The following is a 13,613-nucleotide window of genomic DNA, read 5'->3' as shown; positions in this document are numbered from 1 at the left end:
GTTAACCTTGTGTACCAGCTCCGGCAAGCCATGGCTTCTCATAAGCCATTTTGGCGTTATCGAGATTAGTCACAAGAGTTGTCATTTGTTGTTTCAGAGATTCAAGCTGAAGCTCTGCTTGGAACACTTCATATTCTGTGGACATGCCAAGCTCAAAACGCTTTTTCGTCATATCAAGAGCACTTTGTGCGCTTGTCATGGAAGCTTGCAGTTGTGCATATTGTGTTTCGAGAGTCTTAATCTGATCATAGGTCTGCCGAACTGCATCTTCTAATTGTTTTTTGGCATCTGCTGCGCTGATTTTTTTCAAATCAACATTTATTTCTTTGTTTTCAAAAGCGTTATCGGTAGCTCCAGTAAAGTTAAAATAATTAATATCTAGTTCAGCTTGCTCGATCCCCCGCTCCGCCATCCATACGGTAGGGCTATCAGCCTGAACACGTCCAACGTGGGCTTCTACGTCATCCTCAAACACTTCAAACTTAGGGATATCCGTCACTTCGTATTTTTGGTCAGCTTTATAACCAATTAATGCATTTAAGGATCGGTAAGCATCATCCAAACTTTTAGCTGCTACCTCTTGTGCAGCCTTTTGTTGTGTCAGTGTATTTTGAGCTTGGGTTACATCATAGTCACTGGCCATTTGGTTGTCCCGCTTAGTCTGTGCGATACGCAGCTTCCACTCCGCATCAGCTACATTCAGATCGGCAATACGTTTTTTCTCAATAGCATCAATGATCCCATTATATTTATTTTTGACCTGAAGACCGGCGCCATCCTTCTCAGTCTGCAATTTCTTTTGGGATATAGAATAGTTAATTTGCTGTTGGCTATAATTATTGAACGCCGCATTAGCTGCATCATTGGTTCCGTTGCGTGGAGGGATAAAGTCGATATCATCTGCAGCATCCTCCAAGCTGTTGTTTAGTGCCTTAAGGGACGCTTCCTGTGACTTGATAGAATTACTGTTGCTAACCGCAAGCGCTACTGCATCTTTATAAGCAAGCGGTTCTGTATTCGTTTCATAAGTGGCATACGTGCTTGTAACAGCAGTTTCAAGCGGATTAAGGCTGTTTTGAGCAGCAGGTGAGTTTTGATCAGTAGTTGTGGTTTGAGCTGTTTCAATCTTTACCGTCGAAGCTGCTGCATCCCAATTTACTTTGGCGCCTAACGATTCACCGACAAAACGCAGCGGGACATAGGTTGAGCCATTTATTGCCTTAGCGGGTGTAGCCAAAGCAATGGATTGCCCATTTTTATAAGCAGTGGTGCTGTTAATACGAAACTCAAGTGTGTCCGAACCTTTAGCCGCAGTAATTTTGTGGTTCGCTTCGTCGTAGCTTACTTGAGCACCAAGAGATTCAAAAATGGCCCGAAATGGAACCAAAGTTACATTATGATTTAATACAGGCTGCTGAGTATAAGATTGGGTCACTCCATTAATGACTACCTTAATGTTGTTAGCCGCTGCAGCAGAACCTATGCCAGATACAACTGAGGATAGTAATACCGTGGACAATAAAGCCGAGCCTAGTCGTTTCATATCAAGGAATACCTCCAAATCTAAATAAAGAATAAGGAATGAAGAAAGTATAAAACCACATCATATTGTGCATATTATTGAAAAAAGGGTTCCATAAAGGAACCCCTTTCTCATTATTAAAATGTGCTAAGAACTAATTACTTTTGGGAAACTGTAACTGTTTTAGCAGTTGCGTCGTAGTTAACAGTTGCTCCCAGAGCTTGTGCTACGAAAGTCATAGGCAGCATTGTGCGGTTGTTCTTAGTAACTGCTTTAACGTCCATAGTGATTACAGTACCGTTAATAGTCAGTTTGTTAGTGTTCAGTTTGATTTGTGCTACGCGGTCACCCTTGATCAGAGTTACTGTAGAAGTAGCTTTATCAAACAGAATGTCTTTAGGACCTACACCCAGAGCGTCAGCAACGTAACGAACTGGCAGGTAAGTACGAGAGTTCTCAATGTAAGGAGCAACGTCAGCCGTTTTGGTTTCACCGTTAACAGTGTAAGAAGTGCTGTTGATTGTGAATACAGTCGACAAGTTTTGATCGTTAGGAGCTGGAGTCGAAACAGTTGCGATTGCTACTTTAGCAGCTGCATCGTTGTCAGCCCATTTCGTGTAAGCTTCAGTTTCAGAAACTGCGCTACCACGAACGTCCAGAGTGATGTCGCCTTCTGGAACAGTACGATCCAGATCAATAGTTACGCCAGATACAGTGATTGTGCTAGCAGCAGTGCTGTCAGAATCAACTGTGAACAGCACTCTGTTATCGTCAGAAGCTCTTCTTACGTTGGAGATCTTAGCATCGCCGGAAGTTACTTCAACTTTTGGAGTAGAAGTGAAGTATACACCGTTTGGCAGATCCAGAATCACTGTGCCGTCATCTTCCAGTGCCTCAGCTTGGCCTTCAGTCAGCGTGAAGCTGGAAGCTGTTTGACCAGTAGCACCGATGATTACGTTAGGCTTGCTGGATGCTGCTGCAGTGATAGGAGCTACTGCTTTAGCAACAACTACTTCACCTTCAACACCGGCGTTGCCGCCAACAGTAACTTTCACATCACCTGTGAAGTTGCTAGCCAGTGCCAGTTCCAGATCTTCAAATTCCAGAGTTGCTTCGTCAGTGTCGCTGCTGCTTCTTGTAACTGTGTACTTCGCTGTACGACGATCTGTACCAGTGTAACCAGCAAATTTCAGTGTAACACCTTCGTCTTTGATTGTTTCTTTTCCACCAGGAGCTTCAAGGTTACGGTAGTCCGGAGCAGCCGCATCTGTATAAACCGCTTTATAAACAGGCTGCCATGCTGCGCCTTCTGGCAGTGTCAGTTCAAGTGTACGGCCGTTAACCAAGCTCTCGCCAATAGTTTCAGTCAACTTAATATCTGCTACTTCTTGCTCATCTTTACCTGCAGTGATTGTTGGAGCATCAGCTGCAGAAAGTGTGCTGCCATAGTCGCCGTAAGTACCGATTTTAGCGCTGCTTACGTTAGTGCTTGTTTTACCGGAAATACTAGCATTAATGTCGCCAGTTTTCACTGAACTGGAGTCATCAACTTCAAAATCGAAAGGAATTTCGAATTTGGTTGCTTTTGTAGATGCAGCGCCATCATACGTAATTACCAATTCACGGCCATTATCGCCGTTCGGATTAAATTTCAGACCTTTAGGATCAGCATCACCGTAGATGACATCAACGTCATCGCGAAGAGATGTCCAAGAATATCCGCTAGGAAGCTTGATTTTCACTTCTGTCTTAGTTGAGAATGCACCAGCTTTTGGCTCTTCCAGAACGATTTTTGGAGTGAATCTGTTGTTGGAAGTATCCAAGCTTGAGAATGCCAGGTTCAGATCATCAGAGTCGGTGATTTTAGCAACCGTTGCTTTACCAGCTGGGAATACACTAGATGGCGAAGTTTCAAATGAAACTTCAGCATCATCGTTTTCGCCCTCATCAACCCAGATTTTACCCAGACGCAATGTGAAGGTAGCAGGGTCTCCAGTAACCTCTTTCGTAGGACCATTGTAGATTACTTCGATACGATCCGAATCTTTCAAACGTGCTGTGAAATCACTTTGCACAAGGCCCGCTGGTTTAGTCAAAGAAATACCGTTGTCAGCACCTGTAATTGGGAAAGACTTGAAGTTGTAAACTGTGCTCCCGATTGTGTTGTAAGTATCACCAGTTACATTGGTTTTAGCTTGTTCATTAGTCGCAATATCATAATCCAATTTAATTGCGACGGAATCACCTTTTACAAGTGTAGTTCCTTCAGGAATTGTAAATGTTACAGAACCCATTGCGGCAACTCCATTGTCGCTAACAGTTGGAGTGTTAGTAGGCTTAATTTCTCCGCCGCCAGCAGCGTGGATAGCAGTTGGAGCAGTCAGTGCTGCTACAGGTGCTGCTACGCCAGCAACCAGAGTTGCAGTAGCAAGCACGTTGATCATTTTCTTGTTAAACTTTGTCATAACCTTTTTTTCTCCTCCTTGAATATCATGCAATACAATATTCTTTTCTTTGTGTCGGATCTTGTCACTCATCAGTCGTTACACCTCCTTTCCGAGCTCTCATAACCCTTATAAAATGATATCTGTGACAATATCACAGAAGCTTGGAATCAAGATAATAAAGAAAGCGTACATATCACAACTTACTCCAGTATTATACAATGTCATTACAATGTCGTAAAGAATTTTTTTATCACTTTTTGTCTTTTCGAGATTGTAACCCCTCTGCATCATACTCACACAATTAGACGTGGTGAGTTTCTAAAAAGTTGCGTCCTTTTAAAAAAAGTTTTTGATTTTTTTAAAAAATATGTACTCGCCTTCTTACAGTCATAATTATACTCCCTAGCCTTATCTAGCGTCATCCAACAATTATTCCCTTCCTCTCCTAATATCTACAAATAGGAGGTGCAGAATGATGCGTATTGGGGTTAAAACGCACCATCCTGCCCAGGAGAGGTAAAGCACATACAAAGTACAACAAATCAGCAATCTGCTAATTACTCCAACATTACATGCCTCATATCAACATATGCCAAGCAGGCAGCTATTATTCTACTGTTTTACAACAGTTACCTGCGCACCGTCAGTAAGCATGCTTGCGCCCTTCACAACGATCTGCTGGCCTTCTGAGAGCCCTTCAGTCACTTCTACCTGTTCTGCGCTCTCTTCTCCAGTCTGAATCTTCACTTGTTTGGCGACATTTCCTTCTATTATATATACGAATTTTTCGCCAGCTTTTTCAGAAACAGCTGCCTGTGGAATAAGCAGACCTTCTGCTGCCCCGGACTGGATATACACATTGGCGACCATGCCCGCTTTAAGCGTATTAGAAGGATTCTCTATAGAGATTTCAACAGGGTAAGCCTTCAGATCCTGATCCATGACAGAGTTGATGGCAGTGACCTTGGCGTTAATATTCTTTTCCAGGGAAGGGATACCAACTGTAACAGAGGAACCAACCTTGACGTTCATCATTTCAGACTCAGCCAAATTCACCTTCACAAGGATCGGATTCGTATTCGCAATCGTAACAACAGATGATTGTGAGCTCACAATCTGCCCAACATTTCCGTTGAAAGCCGAAATCGTTCCGGACATAGGAGCCTTCACCGTTGCGTCGGCCAACTGGCTGCGAGCTGTCTCAAGGGCAGAACGCGACTGTTCAACATTAGCCTGGGCTACATCCACACCGGCGCTTTTACGGGCCAGCTCAAGTGATTTCAAGGAGTTTTGGTATGTCGTTTGAGCACTTTCTAATGAAGATTGTGCGTTGCTCAGCGTCAGCTTGGCATTATCCAGCGCGCTTTGCGCCTGTCTTGCAGTTGTCTGTGCCTGCTCCAGCTCGGTCTGGGATACAGCACCTGCCGCAAACAACTGCTGTGTGCGGTTCAGGTTGTTCTGCGCATCCCGCAGTGAGCTCTCGGCATCTTTAATGGAGTTATTCGCCTGATCTATGGAGCTTTGCTGCTGAACAAGGGCAGCCTTCGCCTGATCAACGCTGGATTCCGACTGCTGCACCGACTGGTCAGAGCTGCTTTGAGCCTGTTTCAGATTGGCAAGAGCAACGTTGTAGGATTCCTGGGACTGCTTGATGCTGTCCCGGATATCCTTTTGATCAAGGGTAAACAATACCTGCCCCTTGCTTACAGTCTGACCGATTTTCAAATTGATGCTCTGAATCGTACCGTTAATTTTCGGAGCTACCTGAACGGTTTTATTGGGAGCCAGAGTACCGACAACACCTGCCTGTGCTTCTATGCTGCCTCTCGTTACTTTGCCGACTTCAACAGACACGGCCGTTTGCTCAGCTGGCGCGGCCGCAGGGGGTTCAGCCCCCCCCGAGCAGCCGGTCAGCGCAATGGACAAGGCCAGAGCCGAGGCCGATAACAATACTGCGCTTTTTTTATTCATGGTTTTCCCACCTCACTATGTCCTTCATTATCTATTAGACCTGCACATTGCCTTGCTGAAGCTTCCCCTGCTTCTTTGCTTCTCTTTTCTGCTGGCGTTTCAACTTGCGGTTATTGCGTCTAATTGTAATATTATCAAACAAAATATATACGACAGGAATCAGAATCAACGTAATGACCGACGCGAAAGAAAGACCAAATACAACGACAACTGCCATAGGCGCCATAGACTCGTTCGCCGGGTCACTGGAAAGCACCATTGGCAACAGGGCAAGAACCGTCGCAAGCGTAGTCATCAGGATTGGCCGCAGCCGTTCAGAAGCCGCGTGCAGTATCGCCTTGTCCCTTTCCACCCCTTCTTTACGAAGTTGAATAACAAAGTCAATCAATACAATCGCATTGTTAACAACAAGTCCGGCGAGCATGATATATCCGACAAAGGCCATAACACTCAACGCAGTCCCTGTCAAAACCAGTCCCAGAACAACACCTATAAAAGTCGGCGGGATCGAGAACATGATGATAAACGGCGTAAACAAAGATTCAAATTGCCCGGCCATAACCATGTAAATCAGAACTACGGACAGTAAAAGCGCAATGCCGAGACTTACAAAAGACTCCATCATCTGTTCCGCTTCCCCGCCGCCTGTATCTGCCGAATAACCTTCAGGCATCGACAGATTATTCAACAGCTTGGTTACGTCCTGATTGACACTAACCGTATCTCTGCCATCAATATCAGCCGTAACTTCAACTTGACGGGTCTGATTTTCACGAGTAATCGTGACAGGAACTTCAATCCGTTTCAAACTCGCAATAGAAGATAGTGGTACATCAAAGCCCTGTGCAGTGGTAATCCGTAAAGTTTCAAGATAAGAGAAATCCTCCTTGAACTGCTTAGGCATAGAAATCTCTACATCAATCTGATCGTCCCCAGTACTATAGGTCGTAGCAACCGAGCCATTAAAGGTAGTCCGCAGCGCCGATAGTATCTGTGATGTAGACAACCCATATTGTGCTGCCAACTGACGATTAACGGTCACCTGGTATTCTTCACGCGCTTCGTCCAAAGTACTTTTAACGTTAACCGTTCCCTCAATATTGCTAACCTCTTTGACAAGCTGATCCGAAAGCTCGCGCAGCACTTCCATATCGTCGCCTTTGAGATTGATTTGTACAGGTGAACCGCTTGAGAATCCTTGAGCAGCGCTAAGAGTTACATCTGCATCCGGAATATTGGTGATCTTCTCCCTGAGCTCCGATACGACTTGGTCCGTTGAACGAGAGCGCTCATCAACAAGCGTGACACTCAATGTGGCCGCATTTGTCGGATTGCTGAAGCTAAATCCTCCCGCCGAACCGACCGTTGCCGTCATCTTCTCCAGCTCAGGGATATTCATAACTTCTTTCTCAATTTGCTGAACGGCGCTGTTGGTTTCCTCCAGCTTGGTTCCGTCCGGCATTTCCAGCGATATACTGAATTCTCCCAAATCTTGAGACGGGATAAACTCAGACTTAACCATTGGGGTCAACGCGCCTGCACCTACAAACATAAGAATGGTTATCGCAAGCACACTTTTTCTGTGATGGATACTCCATTCCAACGTCTTGCTGTAACCATTTTTGAACTTTTCGAACCCGATATTAAACCATACGATTGGGTTGAAACCACGGTAATTGCCCGAGGTATAAACCGACTCGTCCGGAAGCTGCGGCAGCCAGCGTGAGCTGAGCATCGGAACAATCAGCAAGGAAACAAGCAATGCTGCAATGTGTGAAAAAATAACCGTTAAAGCGAGTGGCTTGAAGAGCTCACCTGCAATTCCATCTACGAAAACAATTGGCAGGAAAACAACAATCTGTGCAAGCGCCGATGCCATAACGGCATTACCAACCTGCTTGGAACCTTCAATGGCACCCTGCAGCATGCTTTTTCCTTCATGCCTCTGTCTGAAAATATTCTCAATGATAACGACCGCAAAGTCTACAAAGGAACCAAGTCCCAGAAGCAAACCACTGAGCGAGATAACATTGATGGTCTGGTCCGTGAAATACATCATTAAGAATGTCGCTACAAATGAAATCGGAATAACGATGGCTGCAATGATCGTTGAACGAACGCTGTTCAGGAACAGCAAAAGGACGATAGCTGCAATCACAAGACCGAGTATAGCATGTTCCACCAACAGGTGGACTGAATCGCTGACAGGCTCGGAAGAATCCGTAACCAGCTCAAGCTTGGTGCCTTCAGGAAGCTCCTGCCGGATCGAATCCAGACGTTCTTTTACGGCATTCGCAATTTGCAGTGTGTTGCCGCCGGATGCTTTAGTAACTCCAATATTGATACTCGGTTGCCCGTTGTATGTGGAAATAGAAGTTACATCAGAGTAAGAATCCTCTACTGTAGCAATATCTTTAAGCTTAACGGTCCCCGAACCCGCTGAAATCGGGATTTCCTTCATTTCTGAAACAGCCTGATATTCGCCATCAACACGTATTTGAACCTCAGTGCTGCCCTTGGTCACTGCTCCGGCCGAACCTGATTGGTTATTGGCCGCCAGCGCCTGGCTTACCTGATCCAGGGTAATTCCGTAGCTTTCCAATTTAGCAGGATCCAAATGAATGCGAATCAGTCTGTCTTGTCCACCTGTCACACTTACGGATGCCACACCCGCTATTCTTTCAAGCTGGGGCTGAATCACATCTTCCGCGATAGGCTGTAATGAATTAACATCCTGCTCCCCTGTGAATGCAAGATTGATAATAGGGGTCGCATTTAAATCAAGCTTCAAGATTCTAGGGGAATTGGCCGAATCAGGTAAAGAGTCCCTAACCCCATCCAAGCTATCCCTGATATCCAATGTAGCCTGATCCAGATCTACCCCCCAATTGAATTGGATCATGACCATGGATGAACCTTCCTGCGATTGAGAACTGATCGTATCTACGTTCTCTACCGACGCAAGGTTGCCTTCAATCGGCTTACTCACCAATTCTTCTACTTCAGATGGCGTTGCCCCTGGTATGCTTGTGACAACAGCAACAACAGGAAACTCTAGCTCCGGCATCTGTTCAACAGGCAACTTTTGAACAAATATACCGCCCCCGATCAATAAAGCCACGATCAGCATAAAGACGGTTACGGGCCGGCGTATTGAAAACTGTGACATCTCCTCACTCCCCATATGATCTCTATATAAGTATAGATTGCCATACCTTCGATACTACGCTCTTTCAAGCAAAGAGGTTTCAGGTTGGCAGGCAAAATTTATATATTTTTTTAGAACCATTACAATTTGAAATAAATGCTCAAAACTAGGCCCTTGCCACCTATTATGGCATAGTTCGCTCAGCCTAGTCAAATACCTCTAATTAGCAAAAGCACCCCTATCTTGCTGCATAAATTATGGAAGCATTTATGCAGCAAGAGGGATGCATTCTCAAACTTTTCTTCAAACTATATGCTTGTTTATATTACATCTTTGGCAGTTTCTTAGTAGATGCCATTACCTTCGCCACAATAATTGCCGCATCACCGCGGAGAGTAAAGGACTTAGGATTGAAATTATTTCCCTTGCTCGCATCCTTAGCATCAACAGGAGAGCCTGTAATGAACCCTTTCTGAGCAATTGCCAATACGGATGCAGCGGCATAATAGTCGATATCCTTATAATCCTTGAAGTACTTGGACAATCCTTTGTCAATCGTTGCCCGATTCGTTTGCAGCTTGAGATTCAAAGCTTTGGCGATAATCACAGCCGCATCCTGGCGTGTTATGTTGCTTTCCGGATCAAATACACCAGGCTGAATGCCTTTAACGATCCCCGCTCTTGCTGCTGTTTCAACATAACGGAAATCCCAAAGATTGTTGGTATAGCTTCTCGAAACATCATTGAAAGACAGATCTCCCTGGTAGTTGAAAGGAAGCTGCTGTGCTTTAACGATCATTTCCGTAAATTCCGCACGTGTAATGTTGATATCCGGTTTGAAACCAACGGAAGGATCCTCCGGATTCATAATTCCCTTCGCAAACATCGCTTCAATATAGTTCCGTGCATATGGATGGCTGATAACATCAGTGTAGGTTTCACCCAGTTTGGCTGCGACATAGTAACCGAATCGGTCAAAAGGAACTGTTATGGTGTTCTTCTTGTCATTCACAACCCCACCGATATTTTCCCACTGCTCTGTCTCAGGGTTAAAATAAAGCACCGTAATAAGCTTGCCGGCATCCTTCGTCACACTTGTATTATAAGTCAGCGTCAGTTGTCCGCGCTTGGCAGGTACAAGTTCATTTTGCGTATCGCGGTTATAGAAGTTTTTCACCGGTGAAGTAGGCGATAGCTGATACGGATCCAAACCATACGTTATCGGGTCATAAGCTTCTGTCTGCAAATCATCGGCTACCCCAGGATCGATCCAGAATACCGGACTGGATTTCTCAAATTTATTAGGGAACTGCCCGATGAAATATTGAGCCCCTGATTCGAATGCTTGATCAATCTGATCCAGTTGGGAATCATCGAGATAATCATACCGGTCCACCACACCGTCTTCACTGTTGGCAATGGCAAACAGCAAATCATGGTTGGAGAAGACCTGATTTTTGAACCGCTCAGGCACAAAATAGTCATTGCGGATAAGACTTGTTTTCGACGGGAATTTCAGTTGAAGAGCACCCTCAAAAACTTTATGGGAATTCTTCATGGTTTCCATATACTGCGCCCCAGGAATATTCGTCGGCACGTATTTCACCGTAACCTCATCCTTCAGCACCTGGTCACCGACAGTGACTTCAATCGGAATTTTATTATCTTTATTTGCTTTTAAGCCTTTTACAACGTATCTGTAAGCTGACGGGTATTCTATAGTTCCATCATAGTTAGCATCAAAATCAACCTTCTCGGCAGGCTGTTTATTGATTTTAACCCCGGTAGCGTTAGGAGCACTAACGACCACTTCCACAAAATTCTGGTTGATCAGATTCCGGTCCGGCAGCGGACGAACAATCTGGTAGGAAGAGGTTGCAAAATTGATCTCTAACCGATATGTGGCGGCTGGTCCACCATCTCCAGCATTGTACAGCGTAAAGTTATACACGAGTGTAGATCCGTCCTGCGGAATTTCCTGACCAAACAGGACAAAGCTGAAATTTTCTTCTTTTGGATGATAATACACTACCAAATCCTGAACTTGAGATTCGCCGCCATTATAATTCTTCTGCGGAGAACCATCGGAATGGAAGCGATTCGACAGAGTCCATTTCAGCGGAGCCCCTTTATTAAAATCCTTATTTGAAGATTCGATTTTCAGGATATAATCTTTTTTTCTATCACCTACTGAACTTAGTTCACCGTCAACGTTCTGTTCATCATTACCCAAGTCAATAAAATCAAACGTTCCGAAAAGGTTCATCTTCGATACCGTTGTGGTATATTTCCCGTCACTTCCCGTAAAGTTAGGATCTGCTTTCGTTGGTGCGATATCCTTGTAGTCCGGAGTCCCTCCATCTCCACTTTTAAAGGTAAATGGAATAATCCCTTGCACGCCTACAGGAATCAAAGGCACATTGGTCGTTGTGATGTTAATTTTCATCGTTTTTTCATACTCATCCGAATTGGACTTGTACACAAACCGGATGGTGTTGGAGCCTATCACCAGTGCATTGGCCGCTGCAGACGTGTCACTCGCTACGAACTTAGCTGGACTGTCATCTGCTTTGAGAGCAATCTTAGCATTATTCACATACAGGAATACTGTTTGACCAGGATCGCCATATTTGATATCACTTTCAGAAGCCACATTGAACAATTGACCCTTAAAATCGCCGACAGCCTTGAGCTTAAGCTCGTTAGCCTTGTCAGGACTGTTGGTATCAATCTTGATTTGCTGACCGTCATAAACACTGTCGAATTGCACATAAGGGCCATACAGCATATTGATTTTAAGCGCTTTGGTTTCGAGCTCCTCATTACCGCTCTTCAATTGCAGGTTGATTACTTTAGTCGTGCTTGGCAGAGAGCTTACCTTGATAATGAAACGCTTGACACTGGTTGACACACCGTTAATAGTTCGGTTTACATCTTCGGAAGCCACCTCACTTATTGCAACATTAGCATCGCCCGAGACAATAGTTGTGTCCGCCTTCGCATTGATAACCTGAACTTCAATCCCCGCTGGTACCGAATTAATATTGGTAGTGGTATCAAGCATAGAGCTTCCGGTAAGCTTCAACGCATCAGCCGGTTCCTTAATGTTGCTGTTGTATCCTTGCAGATAATTTACACCGTATATAAACGGTTTTGTATTATTGCGAAGCGTGAAATACAGACTGCTGTCGCCTGCCAAACCCCCAATACTCAGATTTAACCTGACCTTGGAGTCAAAAACTGCAGTATTAGGAATTGGAACCTGGAATGGCACCATCACATAACCTGCCGCTTCCTGCGAATATTGGGCTTTGTTCACAGTTACTGTGCCTGTGTCCCTTACTCCCCCTGAAAGCCCTGAGATATCGTAATTTATAGCTACACTGTCAGGAGCAGTTCCTGTAAAAGGAACCACTGCAGTGCCGTGCATCACGATGTTATTGGTGTCAGGAACGCTAAAATCCGGCGTTGTCGACAAGTCTGCTGAGGTTAACTTCGTATTATTAGTCACGTGCTCTAAATACGTATTGTAGAAAGTAGGCTCGCCATTATAAAACGTAATCTGGCGGGTAGTTGTAACAGACTGATCATCGTTGGTAGCAGTGATAGTCAGTGTGTTATTGCCTTTATTCACAACTACAGTACCAGCCGTAAACTTGTAGTCACTTGAGCTCGAAACATTATAACTCCATGATTTCCCATTTGCCGAAATGATTACTTTCGAAGCATTAACGGCAAAACCGGAAACCACGATTTGTGCGGAAGAGTCACCTTTATTCGTGTTGTTTGCCATGAGAACTGCCGGCTTATCTTCGGGCAGCGCAACCTTTGTTCCGTTCAGAGTTGCACTGAGATCCGATAATGTCGGACCGTTGCGGTATTCAATATAAATGGTGTCAGATACGTTGGATGACCCTTTTTTGCCGCTGATCACAATTTTATTGAGACCGGAAAACAGCTTCACATTTAAAATGCGCAGCTCTGTTCCATCGGGATAAATACTCCCGGTCTGCCCTACATTAGAGCTGACTTCATTGTACGTGGAACCATTTTTTGATAATTGATACACACTGTATGAAATCGTATCTTCATCAACGTTATTGAAGGAACCCTCCAGATCAACGCGTTCAGTGGTAACCACACGCGCATCTGCAACGTCATATTTCTCCGAAGGAAAAATGAAGTAGGTTCCCGATGCGGCTTCCGCCGTACCCATCCAAGCCGTCGGCACCAAGGTTACCAATAAGGCGACCGTCAGCAACATGGAAAGCATTTTTTTCAACTTGATTGTCCTCCTTTGATTCTGCCGTACCTTTTTGGCACGTAATGAGTGCATAATTATTTTATCGGTCGGAGGTATCCAATTTTTTAGGCTTTCCCTAAAAAAGGGAAAAACCTTGTAACGGCGCGGCTTCACAGCATCTCCTTTAACAAGGAAATAAAACAACAAAGAGGGTGTCCCAAAAGTAAACTTTGGAACACCCTCATCAGTAAAATAGGATGGTATTCGAAAGAAATTAAGGGG

The 13,613-nt window shown here is 44.6% G+C and carries 5 protein-coding genes; all 5 read right to left on the bottom strand.

Annotated elements, in window-relative coordinates; all coding sequences use genetic code 11:
- Position 1: 1 nt before the first annotated feature.
- On the bottom strand, positions 2–1,543 hold the full coding sequence (locus tag ACI1P2_RS18095) for a stalk domain-containing protein (protein WP_355321257.1): 1,542 nt from the start codon (positions 1,541–1,543) through the stop codon (positions 2–4).
- A gap of 137 nt (positions 1,544–1,680) precedes the next feature.
- Positions 1,681–4,059, bottom strand: coding sequence for a copper amine oxidase N-terminal domain-containing protein (locus tag ACI1P2_RS18090; protein WP_355321256.1), 2,379 nt, complete (start codon positions 4,057–4,059; stop codon positions 1,681–1,683).
- 522 nt (positions 4,060–4,581) lie between these two features.
- Positions 4,582–5,940 carry an efflux RND transporter periplasmic adaptor subunit gene (locus ACI1P2_RS18085; RefSeq protein WP_355321255.1) on the bottom strand — a complete coding sequence of 453 codons (1,359 nt, stop codon included), beginning with the start codon at positions 5,938–5,940 and terminating at the stop codon, positions 4,582–4,584.
- 34 nt (positions 5,941–5,974) lie between these two features.
- Positions 5,975–9,109, bottom strand: coding sequence for an efflux RND transporter permease subunit (locus ACI1P2_RS18080; RefSeq protein WP_355321254.1), 3,135 nt, complete (start codon positions 9,107–9,109; stop codon positions 5,975–5,977).
- A gap of 304 nt (positions 9,110–9,413) precedes the next feature.
- On the bottom strand, positions 9,414–13,613 hold a 4,200-nt coding region (locus tag ACI1P2_RS18075), incomplete at its 5' end, for an S-layer homology domain-containing protein (protein ID WP_355321253.1).

It is taken from the genome of Paenibacillus jiangxiensis, assembly GCF_046098255.1.
Lineage (GTDB): Bacteria > Bacillota > Bacilli > Paenibacillales > Paenibacillaceae > Paenibacillus > Paenibacillus jiagnxiensis.
Note: the sequence above shows the minus strand (reverse complement) of the source record. Positions and strands in the feature narration are given on the sequence as shown.